Here is a 15,919-nt window from a genome sequence, read left to right as displayed (position 1 = left end):
GTCGGCTGCGCCCGTCCGGGCGGTTCTCCTCCTGCCCCGCCCGCACCGGGTCAATCCCGGTGGGCCGGGTTGACCGATCGGTGGAGGACCAAAAACCCGCCGAGTGGCCGAGGTCGACCGGGGAGTCGGCCGGATAGCCTCGTTTCCCATGCGTGTGCCGTTCAACCGGGTCGAGGCCCGTTCCGCCGCCGGCTCGGCGCGAGCCACCCTGGCCCTCCTGTCCGCCTCGGTCGGCGTCGAGGGGCTGGCCGCCGCCGCGGCGCGGCCGGGGCTGCTCGCCCTGGTCGACCAGCACGCCGCGGCGGTGCGGGAGAGCCTGGACGGCGACCGGCGGTCGCTGAGCGCCGCCGCGCTCGCGGGCTACGCGGAGGGCGTACGCGCGGCCGCGCTGGAGCACGGCTGGGAGCCGGCGGCGGCGCCGGTGGACTGGTCCGAGTCCGAGCCGGACTGGCTGCTCACGCGGCTGCTCGCGGTCTGCGCGCTGGCCCGCTCGCTGGGCACCCCGGCGCCGGGTCCGCTCCCCCAGGTCTGAGCGGGCCGACCGCGTCCACCGGCACGCCGGAGGGGCGCCCGCCACGTTCGCGGACACCCCTCCCGACTGGCGTCAACGGCTCGGTCAGCGGCGGAACTGCTGGGTCTCGTCGCCCACGTTCCCCGACTGGTAGGTGCCGCGCCCGCCGGCCATCGTCGACTCCTGCGGCATGACCTGGGTGCGCTCGGCCGCCGCCCGGTCGGCCATCTGCCGGCCGACGTCGGTCTGGCCGGCCTCCCGGGCCCGGCGGTGCTCCTGCACCGCCCGCGACTCCTCGGCCATCCGGTTCAGCCAGCCGTCCCAGCGGTTCTGCATCGGCTTCACCAGACCGCCGCCGACGCCGACGATCAGGATGCCGGCCACCGTGGCGAGCACCGCGATCAGCACCGGTGTGGTCACCGCGGTGGCGATGCCCACCTGGTTCAGCGCGGCGATCACGCCCAGCGCGAGGATGAAGATCGCCGTCAGGTCGGCCAGGATCTTGCCGTACGCGAGCCCGCCCAGCGCCCCGGTGACCAGATCCCGGACGGCGTTGGCGATCGCGGCGGCCACGACGACGATGATGATCGCCACGAAGGCACGTGGCAGCCAGGCGACCACGCCGCGGATCAGGTCACTGATCGCGTTGGGTCCCCAGACGCCGAAGGCGAACTGCAGGGTGAACAGCAGCACGGCGTAGTACGCGAGTCTCGCCAGGATGTCGCTGGCGTCGTACTTCGTGCGTTCCAGCGCGCGCTTGATGCCGCCCCGTTCGACCGCTTTGTCGAAGTTCACCCGTTCCAGCGCCGCGTCGACGATTTTCAGCACGGCTCTGGCGATGAGCCATCCGACCACGAGGATCGCGATGAACGCGATGGCCCGCGGTATGAACAGCAGCACCGACCTCCACATGTCGGCCACGGCGTCGCCGATGTCGACCTGCCTGACCGCGAGGGTTTCCGGCATGATGTCCCTCCTGTCGCATGGACTGCGCCGGGCGCTTACCCGGTCACCGACGCGGCACGCCGTGCCGGTCCCCGTCTTTTTCCCGACATGTCATCGCAGACCCGCCCCGACCTGGCCCAACGTTTGCCGTGGACGACGCGCGGGACATGATCGGGAACGGGTGCCGGATGGTCCGGTTAGGCTGCGGTCATGCCAGGAACGGTCGGACGGGTCCCCAACCCACCAGCCCCGGTGTCGGGGGCGCCCTCCGCCTCGGGCGCGGCGGCCGCCGTCCTCGGCCACGACTGGGCCGGCACCCCGCTCGGCCCGTGGCACTCGTGGGACCCGGCGGTCCGCGCGACGGCCGAGGTCGTCCTCGCCTCGCCCGTGCCGATGGCCCTCACCCTGGGCGCCGACCACCTGCTGCTCTACAACGACGGGTACGCGGAGCTGATCGGCGACCGGCACCCGGGGGCGGTGGGCCGGCCGGCCGGCGAGGTGTTCCCGGAGGTCTGGCCGATGCCCGGGGTCGGCGACGCCGTCGAGCGCGCCTACCGCTCGGGCGAGCCGTTCCTGGAGCGGGAGACCACCTTTCCCCTGCGCCGGCGTACCGGCCCGGTCGAGCAGCGGGTCTTCACCCGGGGCCACTCCCCCGTGCGGGACAGCGCCGGGCGGATCGTCGGCGTGCTGACCGTGGCCGCGGAGACCGCCCAGGTCACCCAGCAGTTGCAGAGCCTCAGCGACTTCGCCGCCGCGCTCGCCGGCACCCTCACCCTGGACGACGTGGCCCGGGTGACGTTGCGCTACGCGATCACCTCGTTCGACGCCGACCGGGTCTCGTTCGCGGTGGACGAGGGCGGCGGCGGGTGGCGGATGGTCCGGCGCGTACGCGGCGAGCTGATGGACGAGGCCGACGAGCGGCTCCCCCCGCTGTGGCGGCGCGTCCCGCCGGACTGGGAGGGCCCGGTCGCGTCGGCCGCCCGCACCGGCGTGCCGCTCTTCGTCGACGACGGCCAGCCGCTGCGGGAGATCGCGGTGGACCGGCACGACCAGAAGATCCGGGCGCTGGCCGCGGTGCCGCTGCGGGCGTCGGTGGTCCGCGGCGGGCTGGCCGTCGGCTACCAGGCCCCGCGCGTCTGGTCGGCCGCCCAGCGGGCCCTGCTGGCCGCGTCCGCCGAGCTGGTCGGCCAGGCCGCCGAGCGGGCCCGCCGGTTCGAGACGCAGCACGGCACCGCCCAGCTCCTGCAACGCAGCATGCTGCCCGAGCACCTGCCGGACCTGCCTCGGATGCGGATCGCCGCCCGCTACGACCCGGGCGTCGACGGCAACGCCGCCGGCGGGGACTTCTACGACGCGTTCCTGCTGCCGACGGGCGGCCTGGGCATCGTGCTCGGCGACGTCGCCGGCCACGACGTGCAGGCCGCGGCCCGGATGGGGCAGGTACGGGCCGCGCTGCGCGCGCTGGCGCTGACCGACCCGCGCCCGGACGCCGTGCTGGCCGGGCTCGACCGGCTGGTCACCAGCCTGGGCGCCGAGGGCGACACGCACGAGCTCTTCGTGACCGTGGTCTTCGGGGTGGTCGACGCCGAGCGGCAGCAGCTCACCCTGGCCAGCGCCGGCCACCCCGCCCCGCTGATCCGTCGGTGCGCCCCGGACGGCGAGCCGGTCGCCGAGTACGTCGACGTGCCCGCCGGCGCCCCGCTGGGCCTGGGCTGCCGGCCGTCCACCGCGACGGTCCGGTTCGCCCCCGGCGACACGCTGCTGCTGTTCAGCGACGGCGTGGTGGAGCGGCGCTGGCAGGGGCTGACGGCGGGCCTGGACGCCTTGGCCGAGGCGGTGGCCGGGGCGGGCAGCGGCGACCCGCGCGCGCTGTGCGCGGTGGCGACCGCGGCGGTGCCCGGCGCCACCGAGGACGACGTCGCGGTGCTGGCGGTGGAGCACGCGCTGCGGCCGAGCCGGTCGACGAGCATGGAGGTGCCGGCCGAGCCGACCGCGCCGAGCCGGGTGCGGCACTGGATGACCGGGCAGCTCACGGAGTGGCAGGTGCCGGAGTCGATCATCGGCGCGGCGGTGCTCTGCACCAGCGAGCTGACCACCAACGCGCTGCTGCACGCGGGCACCGCCGCCCGCGTGGAGATCGACCTGAGCCCGGAGCGGCTGCTGGTGTCGGTCGCCGACTCGGGCACCCGGGGCACGGTCACCCGGGCGCATACCGACACGCTCAGCAGCCGGGGCCGGGGGCTCGGGCTGATCGAGGAGCTGAGTGACGCGTGGGGGACGGACCCGACCGTACGCGGCTCGACGGTCTGGTTCGAGCTGCTGATCCCGTCCGACTGAGCGGTGGCGTCAGCCGGCCCGGCAGGGGGTAGGAGAAACACCATGCCCACCGAACAGCCCGCCGGTGTCCTCTTCGACGTGGACGGCACCCTGGTCGACACCACATACCTGCACACCGTGAGCTGGTGGGAGGCGCTGCGCCAGACCGACCGGCACGTACCGATGGCGGAGATCCACCGCGCCATCGGGATGGGCTCGGACAAGCTGCTCGACCACCTGCTCGGCCCGGAGCGGGACCGGGGCGCGGACGGGAAGCTGCGGGACGCCCACGACGCGCTCTTCGCGGAGTACTGGGAGCGGCTGGTCCCGCTGCCCCGCGCGGCCGACCTGCTGCGGGCCTGCGCGGAGCGGGGGCTGCGGGTGGTGCTGGCGACCTCCGCCGCCGAGCACGAGGTCGCCGCGCTGCGCCGGGCCCTGGCCGCCGACGACGTGATCGACACCGTGACCTGCGCGGCGGACGCGCAGGAGAGCAAGCCCGCACCCGACATCCTGGTGGCCGCGCTGGAGCGGTCCGGGCTGGCCGCCGAGCGGGTGGTCTTCGTCGGCGACTCGGTCTGGGACGTCGCAGCCGCCGGCAGACTGGACATCCCGTGCGTCGGGCTGACCTGCGGCGGGACGAGCCGGGGCGAGCTGGCCGGGGCCGGGGCGCTGGCCGTCTACGACGATCCCGCGGACCTGCTCGCCGCCCTCCCGGACTCGCCGATCGCCGCCGCGGCGTGACGGTCGCGCCGCACCGGACCGGGACACGGAGTCGATCGGGACAGGAATACGAGAAGACCTCCGGGGGCAAGGACTCTCCCCGCCCGCCCGCACGCCGTGGGCGACGCGGAGAGGTGGTGTCGTGGAGCCGGTAGACGTGGCGTTCGCGGTGGTCGGTCTGGGTGCGCTGCTGGCGGGGGTCCTGCCCCGGGTGCTCGAACGCCGGCCGCTGTCGATGCCGATCGCCTTCCTCGGGCTCGGCATGCTGGTCTTCGTCCTCCCCACCGGGCTGCCGAACCCCGATCCGCTCGCGTACCCGGAGATCGCCACCCACCTCACCGAGGTCGGCGTGATCGTCGCGCTGATGGGCGCCGGCCTCAAGATCGACCGGCCGCTGAGCTGGGCCCGCTGGTCGTCGACGTGGCGGCTGCTGGCCATCGCCATGCCGGTGTGCATCGCCGCGGTGGCGCTGCTCGGCTGGTGGTGGGCCGGGCTCGTGCCGGCCGCCGCGCTGCTGCTGGGGGCGGCCCTCGCCCCCACCGACCCGGTGCTCGCCGCCGACGTGCAGGTCGGCGAGCCCACCGACGTGGAGGACTCCGAGGACGAGGTCCGCTTCGCCCTCACCTCCGAGGCCGGACTGAACGACGGGTTGGCCTTCCCCTTCGTGTACGCGGCCATCGCCATCGCCACCACCGGCCTCGCCCCGGCGGACTGGCTGGGCCGCTGGCTCGCCGTGGACGTGCTCTGGAAGGTCGTCGCCGGGGTGGCGGGCGGCTGGCTGATCGGCTGGCTGCTCGGCAAGCTCTTCTTCCGGGCCCCGAGCGAGTTGCGGCTGGCCCGGCACGCCGAGGGTTTTCTCGCGCTCGCCGCGACCTTCCTGGCGTACGGGCTGGTGGAGGTGGTCGGCGGGTACGGCTTCCTGGCGGTCTTCGTGGCCGCCCGGGCGATCCGGGCCGCCGAACGGACCCACGAGTTCCACTCGGTGCTGCACGCCTTCGCCGAGCAGATCGAGCGGCTGCTGACCGTCATGCTGCTGCTGCTCTTCGGCGGCGCGGTGGTGGGCGGGCTGCTGGCCCCGCTGACCTGGCCGGCCGCCGCGGTCGGGCTGGCGCTGGTCTTCGTGGTCCGGCCGCTGGTCGGCCGGCTGTCCCTGCTCGGCGCGCCGGGCCGGCCCGCCGAGCACTGGGTGATCGCGCTGTTCGGCATCCGTGGCGTCGGTTCGTTCTTCTACCTCGCGTACGCGACGGCGAAGACCGACTTCGCGCAGGCGGACCTGATCTGGGCGACCGTCGGCCTCGTGGTGATCGTGTCGGTGGTGGTACACGGTGTCGCGGCGACCCCGGTGATGCAACTGCTGGACCGCAGGGGCGAGCGCACCGCCGACCCGTCCGAGCGGGGCCGCGCCGGCGAGCCCGTCGCCGCCACGAGCTGACCGGTCGACGCGGGCCGGGGCGACCGGGCAGTCGGCGGCGGGCGCTCGGCCTGGCGGGGGCGACCGGTCAGTCGGCGGCCAACTACGGTCCGGGGCGGCGGTCAGGTCAGGCGGGCGACCAGGGCGCGGCCGAGGTCGCGGCCCGAGAGCCAGGCGCTCTGTACCCGGGGCTCGCCGAAGGCGTCGCCGGCCAGCCCGACGCCGTCGGCGTCCAGGTGGTAGGTGCCGCCCCGGCCGGCCGTCGGCTTCGCGTACCTCCAGCGGTGCACGTGCACGTGCACCGCCGGCTCGGGCAGCCCCAGCAGGTCCCGGACGGCCTCCTCGATCGCCGGCCCGGCGCCGGTGGGCTGGGCGAGGTGGCCGGCGGCGAACCCGGGCGTGGTGTGCGCGACCAGCACCGGCGCGCCGTCGCCGCGCCGGTCGCCGTCGTCGCAGACCAGGCTCAGCAGCGGGTGGTCGTTGACGAACGCGCCCCGGAAGGCGGCCCACCGGCGACTCGGGAAGCGCAGAACCCCGGCCAGCGACGGCGACCACCGCTGCGCCTGCACGACCCGGGTGGCGGCGTCCAGGGCCGGGTCGAGCAGCAGGGCCGCCTGTGGCCCCGGCATCGCCAGGGCCACCGCCTCGCAGGCCCGTCCGTCCACCACCGGCCCCGGCTCGACGCCCAGCACGAGCCGGTCGACGGTCACGGGCAGGTTCCGGGCCAGGTGCTCGACCAGCGACCGCAGCCCCCGGGGCGCCGCCCAGCGCATCGGGCCGGGCACCTCGCGCCGGCCGTCGGCGCCGTACGCGACGAAGGTGTCGGTCCACTCCCGGGCCAGCCCGGCGGCCCGCCACCCCTCGACCACCTCCGCGAAGTCGGGATCGCTGACGGTGAGGTACGCGGCGCCGGTGTCGGCGGGCCGGCCGTCGAAGCGGCGGCTGGCCAGCCGGCCACCGGCCACCCGGGCGCGCTCCCGGATCTCCACCGGCACGCCGGCACGGACCAGTTCCGTCGCGCACGCCACCCCGGCGATGCCGGCGCCGACCACCACCACACCCGCCCGGTCCGCGCTCACCGGGTGATCGTATGCGCCCCGACGTCCGGCGGGCGGACGAGACGACCCGGGCATGTCGGCGCGCGACGGCTGCCCCGGCGGGCCGGCGGGCCGGCGGGCCGGGTGAGGGTCCGCGCCGGATCGCCGGCGGACGGCAGGACCCGTCCGGTGACCGCATGGATCGGCCCGGGGCGGGGTATTGGCACGTCTGTTCGAAGAGAGGTGGAGATGATGACGGACCGCGACAGCACCCGGGCCAACCCGCAGGGCGCGATCAAGGACCCCGACGAGTGGGTCACCGGCGAGGAGCCGCCGACGGCGGCGCAGGAGTCGTACCTGGCCACGCTGGCCCGCGAGGCCGGCGAGGACCTGCCGGAGGGGCTCACCAAGGCCGAGGCGTCCAAGCTGATCGACGATCTCCAGGAGGAGACCGGCCGCGGTCAGTGACGCGGCGGGAGGCGGTGCCACTCGACCTCGTCGAGCCGTCCCGCCGCCACCCGCGCGGTCACGAAGGTGGCGTACGGCTGGGCGCGCCGATCGGTCGGCGAGCCCGGGTTGAGCAGGCGCAGCCCGCCCGGGGCGACCGTGTCCCAGGGGATGTGCGAGTGGCCGAAGACGAGCAGGTCGGTGTCGGGGAAGCGGGCGGCGCAGTGCTCCTCGCGCCGGGCCTTCGGCCCGGTCTCGTGCACGACCGCGATCCGCAGCCCGTCGAGTTCCACCCGGGCGACCTCCGGCAGCCGGGCGCGCAGCGCCGGCCCGTCGTTGTTGCCGTACACGCCGACGAGCCGGCGGGCCCGGGCGGCCAGGACGTCGAGCAGCGCCTCGTCCACCCAGTCTCCCGCGTGCAGCACCACGTCGGCGGCGTCGACGGCCGCCCAGAGCGGCGCCGGCAGGTCCTTGGCCCGCACCGGCACGTGGGTGTCGGCGGTGATCACCAGACGCATCCCCCCATTCTCCGCGACCGAGGCGCCGGCGCCACCGACCGTAGGATCGGGACGTGGGCGCTGCCGCGGTGGTCGAGGGGCGGTCGGCGCCGGTGGGGGCGCTGCTGCGGCAGTGGCGGGAGCGGCGCGGGCTCAGCCAGCTCGCCCTCTCGGTCGAGGCGGAGATCTCCACCCGGCACCTCAGCTTCGTGGAGACCGGCCGCGCGACGCCGAGCCGGGAGATGGTGCTGCGGTTGGCCGAGCATCTCGACGTGCCGCTGCGAGACCGCAACCGGCTGCTGCTGTCCGCCGGGTACGCCCCGGTCTACCCCCACGCGCCGCTGGACTCCCCCGAGCTGCGCCGGGTCCTCGACGCGGTACGCCGGGTCCTGCGCGCGCACGAGCCCTACCCGGCGGTCGCGGTGGACCGGCTCTGGAACCTGGTCGCCGGCAACGCCGCCCTGCCGCTGCTCACCGAGGGCGTCGCGGCGCACCTGCTCCGGCCGCCCGTCAACGCGCTGCGGCTGACCCTGCACCCCGAGGGCGTGGCCCCCCGGATCGTCAATCTCGCCGAGTGGCGCGACCACCTGCTCGGCCGGCTGCGCCGGCACCTGGGACTGACGGCCGACCCGGAGCTGACCAGGCTCCACGAGGAGCTGCGCGGCTACCCGGGCGGGTCGGCCGATCCGGACGCCGAACTGCCCCGCGCGGGTGACGTCGTGGTGCCCCTGCGGCTGCGCGGTCCCGGCGGCGAACTCTCCTTCCTCAGCACCGTCTCGACCTTCGGCGCCCCACTCGACGTGACGGTCGAGGAGCTGTCCATCGAGTCGTTCTTCCCGGCGGACGAGGCCACCTCGATGTACCTGCGCGACGCCGGCCGCTGACCCCGCCCCGGCCGCCGGTGGGCGACCGCCGCAGCGGCCCGGCCGGGGCGGCCCGGCCGGGGCGGGGCGGCCGGAGCGGGCCGGCCGGGGCGGCCCGGCCAGAGCGGCCCGGCCGGGCACAGCGTCCTCTCGAACGGGCCGGCCGGACGCGGCGTCCTGTCGACCCGGGCCGGTCCAGCGGGTCCGGGTCCGCGCCCCAGACGGCGTTACCCGTGGACGGCGGCGGGAACCCGGGCGGTTGACGAAGGAGGAGGCTGATGAGCACACCGTCGAGTGGGACCTCGGGCTGGCGGCCCGGCATGCCTGGCGGCGACACCCTCCCGTCCGGTCCCGCCGGTCGGCCGGCTGCCCATGCCAGCGACGGGCACGGCCCGGAGATGGGCCCGCCCACCGTGACGATCGGCTCGTACCCGGACTATCCGTCCGCCCAGCGAGTGGTGGACTACCTGGCGGACAACCGCTTCCCGGTGGAGCACACCGCCATCGTCGGCACGAACCTCACCCTGGTCGAGACGGTGCTCGGCCGGCTGACCACCGGCCGGGCGGCACTGCTGGGCGCCGGTACGGGCGCCTGGTTCGGGCTCTTCGTCGGGCTGCTGTTCGGCATCTTCACGGCGGGCGGCAACTGGCTCGCGATCATCCTGGTCGCGCTGGTGGTCGGCGCGATCTGGGGGGCGGTGTTCGGCGCGGTCACGCACGCGATGACCGGCGGGCGGCGCGACTTCACCTCCGCCAGCTCGCTGCGCGCCAGCCAGTACGCGGTCATCGTCGACACGCAGTTCGCCGAGCAGGCTCGGCAACTGGTCGGCCGGATGCACCTCACGGCGGCGCCGCAGACCCGGTGACGTCCGGACCCGGGCGACCGCCGCCCGGGGACGTCCCGCCCGGGCGGCGGGGTGGGTAGCTGCCGGACCCGGGTGGGTGGCGGGCGGGGCGCAGGGCGTTGTTCAGCGGTCGGTGGCGAGGCGGGCGTGCAGGTGCTCGTCGTAGCGGCGGCCGTCGCCGTAGCGGTAGGACTCCCGCAGCGTGCCCTCGGCGGGATAACCGGCCCGCTGGGCCACCCGGCAGGAGGCCGGGTTGGCCACGGCGTGGCACAGCTCGATCCGGTGCAGCCCGAGCGCCGCGAACGCCCACCCGGTGAGCCGGACGACGGTCCTGGAGGCGACGCCGCGACCGCGCGCCGCGGCCACCGTCCAGTAGCCGATGGAGGCGTTCCGGTCGTGGATCCGGAACAGCGACACCGAGCCGAGCAGCCTGGCGGGGTCGGCCGGGTCGGCGACCGCCAGGGAGACGTGGTCCCCGGCGGACCAGTCGGCCCGGCGACGCACCCACGCCAGCGCCGCCTCCCGGTCGACCGGCCCCGCCGGGGGGTTCCACTGGGCGATTGCCGGCTCGCGCAGCGCGGCGAGGACCGCCGGCGCGTCCTCCTCCCGCCACGGACGCAGCAGCAGGCCCGGGGCGGTCAGTTCGAGATGGTCCACGACGCCGGAGTCTGACACACCCGCGCACCCGCCACTCGGGTTTCCGGCGCCGTCTTTCAAAGCTGGATGATCCGTTCTGGACAGCGGCGGTAACCGCGCTCACACTCCACTAGTTAAGTTTTGAAAGAGTGCTACCGTAGCGGCGTGACCGAGAGCCTTGACGCCCCCCGACTCGCCACCTGGCGGGCCTACATCGAGGCCAGCCAGCGGCTGTTCACGCGGCTGGAGGAGGATCTGCGCGCCGACAGCGCGCTCAGCTTCGCCGACTACCACGTGCTCGTCCTGCTCTCCGAGGCGCCGGGACAGCGGCTGCGGATGGGCGAGCTCGCCGGGCGCCTGGTCTTCTCGCCGAGCCGCCTGACGTACCAGATCTCGTCGATGCAGCGGCGCGGCCTGGTCGCCCGGGAGCCCTGTCCCGAGGACCGCCGCGGCAGCGAGGCGGTGCTCACCGCCGCCGGGCTGCTGACCCTGCGCGAAGCCGCCCCGCACCACCTGAGGTCGGTGCGCGCCCACCTGATGGACGACCTCGACGACGCCGAGGTCACCTGCCTCACCCGGATCTTCGAGCGGCTCGGCCGGCGCCTGCGTGCGGACCGCGACGCGTCGACCCCGCACCCCGACAACTGAGGAGCCTCCGATGCCCGCCATCACCGTCGACAACGTGCTCGTCCTGCCGCGCCTGCCCCGGCTCGACGAGTCCACCGCGTTCCGGCCGGTCCGCCGGCTGACCACCGCGCCGAGCGGCTACGAGGGCGAGGGCTTCCCGGTCCGCCGGGCCTTCGCCGGCGTGCCGGTGACCGAGCTGGACCCGTTCATCCACCTCGACCAGATGGGCGAGGTGGACTACGCGCCGGGCGAGCCGAAGGGCACCGCCTGGCACCCGCACCGCGGCTTCGAGACCGTGACCTACATGATCGACGGGATCATGGACCACCAGGACTCGCAGGGCGGCGGCGGCACCATCACCAACGGCGACACCCAGTGGATGACGGCCGGCAGCGGCCTGCTGCACATCGAGGCGCCGCCGGAGCACCTCGTGACGAGCGGCGGGCTGTTCCACGGCACGCAGCTCTGGGTCAACCTGCCCCGGGTCGCCAAGATGAGCCCGCCCCGCTACCAGGACATCCGCGGCAAGGAGGCGGCGCTGCTCACGACGCCGGACGGCGGCGCGCTGATCCGGGTGATCGCCGGCGAGGTCGCCGGGCACCGGGGGCCGGGCTCCACCCACACCCCGATCACCATCACCCACGTGACCGTGCAGCCGGGCGCGCGCGTCGACCTGCCGTGGCGGCCGGACTTCAACGCCCTGGTCTACGTGCTGGGCGGCCGTGGCACCGTCGGCACCGACGGGCGGCCGGTGCACACGGGTCAGCTCGCCGTGCACGGCCCGGGCGACGCGCTGACCTTCGCGGCGGACGCCCGCCAGGACAGCCGCACCCCGGCGCTGGACCTCTACATCATGGGCGGCGAGCCGATCCGGGAGCCGGTGGCGCACTACGGCCCGTTCGTCATGAACACCCGCGACGAGCTGCTCAAGGCGGTCGAGGACTTCCAGGCCGGCCGGCTCGGCGTCGTCCCGGCCGAGCGGCTGCCGCACACCGACGGTCAGGCGCCCCGGCCCTGAGCGCAGGCGCGGCCGGTGGTGCCTCCGGCGGACGACCGGAGGCGCCACCGGCGCGTCGAGAGCAGTGCCGGCACCGGACGGCGGCGCGTGGCGTCAGGAGACGGCGAAGATGCCGGCGACGCCCAGGATCACCATGAGCAACACCGCCACCAGCGCACCCCGTTCGCTCTCCACCGCCTGCTCGCGGTACTCGGGCACGGAGTTCGTCGTCTCGCCGGGCATGGTGTTGCCTCCTCGGTTACTCGCGTCGTGTCGGGTGGCGTCGGGGGTCGGCCGACCGGTCGCCGGGGGCGCCGGCCGGGATGCGGACCCGCGACGGGGGTCCTACCGTGAGGACGTTGTCGACCTCGGGGGGCTGGAACGGTGGGACCGCGCAACTGGTTCCTCAGCGCACGGGAACGCGCCAACCCGGTGTCAGAGTTACCCGTCTGGACCAGCGAAAACCTTGCGGAGCCGTTAATTCACGGTGCCGCGTACTTCGACCGGCTGGTCGACGAGGTGTCGGCGCTGGAGGCGGGCGACCATCTCTTCTTCACCGACTGGCGGGGCGACCCGGACCAGCTGCTGCGCCCCGACGGGCCGACCGTGGCCCAACTCTTCGCGCAGGCCGCCCAGCGCGGCGTGGTGGTCAAGGGCCTGATCTGGCGCTCCCACCTCGACGCGCTGGCCTACAGCGAGGCGGAGAACCGCAACCTCAGCGAGACGATCTCCGCCGCCGGCGGCGAGGTGCTACTCGACCAGCGGGTCCGCCGGGGCGGCTCACACCACCAGAAGCTGGTGGTGCTGCGCCACCCGCGGGCGCCGGAGCGGGACGTCGCCTTCGCCGGCGGCATCGACCTGTGCCACAGCCGGCGGGACGACGCCGGCCACCGGGGCGACCGGCAGGTCGTGCAGATGTCCGCCCGATACGGGCAGCACCCGCCCTGGCACGACGTGCAGCTCGCGGTGCGGGGGCCGGTGGTGGGCGCGCTGGACACCGCCTTCCGCGAACGGTGGACCGACCCGGTGCCGCTGGACTCGGAGAACCCCCTGGCCTACCTGCGAGACCGGCTGCGCCGCTCGGACCTGCGCCCCGACCCGCTGCCGGACCAGCCGGCCGACCCGCCGCCCTGCGGCCCGCACCGCGTCCAGGTGCTGCGCACCTACCCGGCGGTCCGCCCGCGCTACTCCTTCGCCCCGGACGGCGAGCGTACGGTGGCCCGCGGCTACACCAAGGCGGTGCGCCGGGCCCGCCGGCTGATCTACCTGGAGGACCAGTACCTGTGGTCCACGGAGGTGGCCGACCTGTTCGCCCGCGCGCTGCGGGACAGCCCCGACCTGCACCTGGTCGCGGTGGTCCCCCGCTATCCGGACGTCGACGGCCGGCTGGCGCTGCCGCCCAACTCCGTCGGACGCGAGCAGGCGCTGTCGCTGTGCGAGCGGGCGGCCCCGGACCGGGTGCACGTCTTCGATCTGGAGAACCACGCCGGCACGCCGGTGTACGTGCACGCCAAGGTGTGCGTCGTCGACGACGTCTGGGCCAGCGTCGGCAGCGACAACTTCAACCGCCGGTCCTGGACCCACGACAGCGAGCTCTCCTGCGCGGTGCTGGACGACACCCGGGACGGGCGGGCGCCGACGGACCCGGGCGGCCTGGGCGACGGGGCCCGGGTCTTCGCCCGGGACCTGCGGCTGCGCCTGTGGCGCGAGCACCTGGACCGGGACCCCGAGGGCGGCGAGGACGCCGACCTGATCGACCCCGCCGACGCCGTGGCGGCGATCACCGCCGCCGCCGACGCGCTGCGGCGGTGGCACGACTCCGGGCGGGTCGGCCCCCGGCCGCCAGGCCGGTTGCTGCCGCACCGGCCGGAGCGGCTGCCCTGGTACACCCGCGCGTGGGCGCTGCCGGCGTACCGGCTGGTCTACGACCCCGACGGCCGGCCGCTGCGGGCGCGCCGGGCCGGCACCTGGTGAGGCTACGCCGGCACGGAGACCGCGGCGGCCCGGGCGCGTACGGACCCGGCGGCCCGGGGCGTGCCGTCGGTCTCCGGGGTGTACACGGTCAGGCCGCCGGGGTAGGCGAACGAGGCGCGCGGGGAGTAGAAGCCGAAGCCGATCGTGAGGGGGTTCTCCGGGCGTAGCGCGTAGAGCGGGTGCCCCGGGTCCAGGAACTCCACCGACTCGATCACGAACGGGTCGACCGGTTCGGCGACGAACGGGTACACGGCGCTGAGCAGTTGCCCGTCCCGGGCGGTGAAGTACCGGTGGTGGCCGCTGTTGATCGTCTGGCCCGTCTCACCGACCTGGCAGCGCGCGCGGATCAGCGGCGTGCCGGCGATCGCCGTCTCGGCGACCAGGTGTTCACCCCGGCGCGCGATGCTCGTGCGGCCGACGACGGCGGGCGCGCCGCGCGCGGTGGCGTAGTCGCGGACCCGTTCGCTGGAGGTCACGTAGTGCGTCCACCAGCCGCCGAGGCTGGCCCCGCCGGGGGCGTCGACGCCGGCCAGGCACACCCCGAGGTAGGTCAGCGAGTGGGCACCGAAGCCGGAGGTCTGGCTCTCGTCGTCGACGACGTACTGGTTGATGAAGACCTGCCGGTCCGGGCACGGGGTCAGCCCCGGGGGCACCAGCGCCGCGACCGCCTGTGGATCCGCCGGCAGCCAGCTGAAGAACAGCGTGCGGCTGTTCACGACGAGCTGGGGAGCGACGGGGTCGAGCACGGCACCTCCGGAAGATGTAACCGCACGCTACGGCCGGTCCCGTACATAGGACAACGACGGAAAGCCGACAGTGGCGGCTGGTCATCCGCGCCCGCAGGGCCGCCCGGCCGACCGGAGTGGCCCACCAGATGCCGATGCGCCGATGTTCGGCCGATGCCGGGCTGACCGTACGCATCGCGTAAGCCGACTCACATCCGATGGGATTTTGTCCCCTTTGCGTCTTTGGTGAGAGTAAATCACTTAAGCACATCGTACTTTCGGCTAGATTTCGTCGGACCGATCGGGCTAAGGTGACTTCCGAACGGACATCTGAAGCTAAACCAAAGTGTCACGTCTTTCTATCCGCGGACGAGGTGCAGGGAGGACCACCCATGACCGCGCCAACGATCAGCGAGCAGGCGACCACAGCGGCCCCGAGCACCACCGAGAAGCTCGACCCGCGGGCGCTCACCGACAGCGCCGCCGACCTGCTCAACGCGATGGCCGCGCTGCCGGCCAGCCACCCGTCCCGCGCCGCCCTGCGCGACAAGGCGATCGAGGCCTGGCTGCCGCTCGCCAACCACCTCGCCCACCGCTACAGCGGTCGCGGCGAGCCCACCGACGACCTGGCCCAGACCGCCGCCGTCGGCCTCATCAAGGCGATCGACAAGTTCGACCCGTCGCGAGGCGTCGACTTCGCGGGCTACGCCATCCCGACGATCATCGGCGAGCTCAAGCGGCACTTCCGCGACCGCACCTGGGACATCCGGGTGCCGCGCCGCCTCCAGGAGCTGCGGCTGGCCATCTCCGACGCCAACAGCTCGCTGCTGCAGACCCTCGGCCGCTCGCCGACGGTCGCCGACATCGCCGCCCACCTCAAGCTCACCGAGGAAGAGGTACTGGAGGGCCTGGAGGGCGCGCGGGCCTACAACGCGGTCTCGCTCTCCACGCCCACCGGCGACGGTGACCGCGCGACGGAGCTGGGCGACATGCTCGGCGGCGAGGACGGCGAATTCGAGCTGGCCGAGCTGCGGGTCGCCCTCGGCCCGGCGCTGGCCACCCTCGACGAGCGGGAGCAGAAGATCCTCACGCTGCGGTTCTACGGCAACCTGACGCAGTCGCAGATCGCCGAGCAGATCGGCGTCTCGCAGATGCACGTCTCCCGGCTGCTGGCCCGCGCGCTGACCAAGCTGCGGGGACAGCTCGACGGCACGTACTAGGGAAATGGTGGGCGAGGGCCGGGCCGGTGGGTCCGGCCCTCGCCGTGTCCGAACCCGTGGCACCGACCGACGACCGGTGCTGGCCTGGCCTTCGTCGCCGGGATCCACGGGTACGCCCCGGCTCAGCCGCAGCGGGCGGTGCGAGACT

At 74.7% G+C, this 15,919-nt stretch carries 17 protein-coding genes; 11 read left to right on the top strand and 6 right to left on the bottom strand.

What is annotated here, in order from left to right; all coding sequences use genetic code 11:
- Window positions 1-148: 148 nt before the first annotated feature.
- Window positions 149-532, top strand: a complete 384-nt coding sequence (locus ACGF5C_RS20365) for a DUF6401 family natural product biosynthesis protein (RefSeq protein ID WP_393303717.1) — start codon at window positions 149-151, stop codon at window positions 530-532.
- A gap of 84 nt (window positions 533-616) precedes the next feature.
- Here ACGF5C_RS20365 and ACGF5C_RS20360 read toward each other — a convergent pair whose 3' ends face one another.
- On the bottom strand, window positions 617-1,477 hold the full coding sequence (locus ACGF5C_RS20360; RefSeq protein WP_393303715.1) for a hypothetical protein: 861 nt from the start codon (window positions 1,475-1,477) through the stop codon (window positions 617-619).
- Window positions 1,478-1,666: 189 nt separating this feature from the next.
- Between ACGF5C_RS20360 and ACGF5C_RS20355 the strand changes: the two genes are divergently transcribed.
- The 3 genes from ACGF5C_RS20355 to ACGF5C_RS20345 all read left to right on the top strand — a co-directional run bounded on the left by ACGF5C_RS20355 (window position 1,667) and on the right by ACGF5C_RS20345 (window position 5,924).
- Window positions 1,667-3,793: a SpoIIE family protein phosphatase gene (locus ACGF5C_RS20355; protein WP_393303713.1), complete on the top strand. Its 2,127-nt coding sequence runs from the start codon at window positions 1,667-1,669 to the stop codon at window positions 3,791-3,793.
- A gap of 42 nt (window positions 3,794-3,835) precedes the next feature.
- Window positions 3,836-4,513, top strand: coding sequence for an HAD family hydrolase (locus tag ACGF5C_RS20350; protein WP_393303711.1), 678 nt, complete (start codon window positions 3,836-3,838; stop codon window positions 4,511-4,513).
- A 121-nt stretch (window positions 4,514-4,634) separates the two neighbouring features.
- Window positions 4,635-5,924, top strand: a complete 1,290-nt coding sequence (locus ACGF5C_RS20345) for a cation:proton antiporter (protein WP_393303709.1) — start codon at window positions 4,635-4,637, stop codon at window positions 5,922-5,924.
- A gap of 101 nt (window positions 5,925-6,025) precedes the next feature.
- Here the strand turns inward: ACGF5C_RS20345 and ACGF5C_RS20340 are convergent, their stop codons facing one another.
- The gene (locus tag ACGF5C_RS20340) at window positions 6,026-6,961 is read right to left on the bottom strand and encodes an NAD(P)/FAD-dependent oxidoreductase (RefSeq protein ID WP_393303829.1); all 936 of its coding nucleotides are present in this window, start codon (window positions 6,959-6,961) and stop codon (window positions 6,026-6,028) included.
- Window positions 6,962-7,192: 231 nt separating this feature from the next.
- Here ACGF5C_RS20340 and ACGF5C_RS20335 point away from each other — a divergent pair, with 231 nt between their 5' ends.
- Complete coding sequence (locus ACGF5C_RS20335; protein WP_393303707.1) at window positions 7,193-7,408, top strand: DUF3072 domain-containing protein; 216 nt, start codon at window positions 7,193-7,195, stop codon at window positions 7,406-7,408.
- Here ACGF5C_RS20335 and ACGF5C_RS20330 read toward each other — a convergent pair.
- On the bottom strand, window positions 7,402-7,905 hold the full coding sequence (locus tag ACGF5C_RS20330; RefSeq protein WP_393303705.1) for a metallophosphoesterase family protein: 504 nt from the start codon (window positions 7,903-7,905) through the stop codon (window positions 7,402-7,404). The genes ACGF5C_RS20335 and ACGF5C_RS20330 overlap by 7 nt on opposite strands.
- A gap of 53 nt (window positions 7,906-7,958) precedes the next feature.
- Between ACGF5C_RS20330 and ACGF5C_RS20325 the strand changes: the two genes are divergently transcribed.
- Entirely contained in the window at window positions 7,959-8,768 is an 810-nt protein-coding gene (locus ACGF5C_RS20325; protein WP_393303703.1) for a helix-turn-helix domain-containing protein, read from the top strand.
- 377 nt (window positions 8,769-9,145) lie between these two features.
- A complete protein-coding gene (locus ACGF5C_RS20320) occupies window positions 9,146-9,613 on the top strand; it encodes a general stress protein (protein WP_393303827.1) in 468 nt (155 codons plus the stop codon).
- Window positions 9,614-9,715: 102 nt separating this feature from the next.
- On the opposite strand, the gene ACGF5C_RS20315 is transcribed toward ACGF5C_RS20320, so the two are convergent.
- Window positions 9,716-10,249: a GNAT family N-acetyltransferase gene (locus tag ACGF5C_RS20315; protein WP_393303701.1), complete on the bottom strand. Its 534-nt coding sequence runs from the start codon at window positions 10,247-10,249 to the stop codon at window positions 9,716-9,718.
- Between the two features lie 144 nt (window positions 10,250-10,393).
- On the opposite strand from ACGF5C_RS20315, the gene ACGF5C_RS20310 reads away from it, so the two are divergent.
- Window positions 10,394-10,876 carry a MarR family winged helix-turn-helix transcriptional regulator gene (locus tag ACGF5C_RS20310; protein ID WP_393303699.1) on the top strand — a complete coding sequence of 161 codons (483 nt, stop codon included), beginning with the start codon at window positions 10,394-10,396 and terminating at the stop codon, window positions 10,874-10,876.
- A gap of 10 nt (window positions 10,877-10,886) precedes the next feature.
- Entirely contained in the window at window positions 10,887-11,873 is a 987-nt protein-coding gene (locus tag ACGF5C_RS20305) for a pirin family protein (protein WP_393303697.1), read from the top strand.
- 93 nt (window positions 11,874-11,966) lie between these two features.
- Here the strand turns inward: ACGF5C_RS20305 and ACGF5C_RS20300 are convergent, their stop codons facing one another.
- The gene (locus ACGF5C_RS20300) at window positions 11,967-12,095 is read right to left on the bottom strand and encodes a hypothetical protein (RefSeq protein WP_350706359.1); all 129 of its coding nucleotides are present in this window, start codon (window positions 12,093-12,095) and stop codon (window positions 11,967-11,969) included.
- Window positions 12,096-12,284: 189 nt separating this feature from the next.
- On the opposite strand from ACGF5C_RS20300, the gene ACGF5C_RS20295 reads away from it, so the two are divergent.
- On the top strand, window positions 12,285-13,826 hold the full coding sequence (locus ACGF5C_RS20295; protein ID WP_393303695.1) for a phospholipase D family protein: 1,542 nt from the start codon (window positions 12,285-12,287) through the stop codon (window positions 13,824-13,826).
- 2 nt (window positions 13,827-13,828) lie between these two features.
- Here ACGF5C_RS20295 and ACGF5C_RS20290 read toward each other — a convergent pair whose 3' ends face one another.
- A complete protein-coding gene (locus ACGF5C_RS20290; RefSeq protein ID WP_393303693.1) occupies window positions 13,829-14,572 on the bottom strand; it encodes a hypothetical protein in 744 nt (247 codons plus the stop codon).
- A 371-nt stretch (window positions 14,573-14,943) separates the two neighbouring features.
- Here ACGF5C_RS20290 and ACGF5C_RS20285 point away from each other — a divergent pair, with 371 nt between their 5' ends.
- Entirely contained in the window at window positions 14,944-15,771 is an 828-nt protein-coding gene (locus ACGF5C_RS20285; protein WP_393303691.1) for a SigB/SigF/SigG family RNA polymerase sigma factor, read from the top strand.
- The last annotated feature ends 148 nt before the right edge of the window (window positions 15,772-15,919 follow it).

Origin of the sequence: Micromonospora sp. NPDC047620, assembly GCF_043205005.1 — a bacterium.
Lineage (GTDB): Bacteria > Actinomycetota > Actinomycetes > Mycobacteriales > Micromonosporaceae > Micromonospora.
This window is presented reverse-complemented; position numbering and strand designations above follow the sequence as displayed.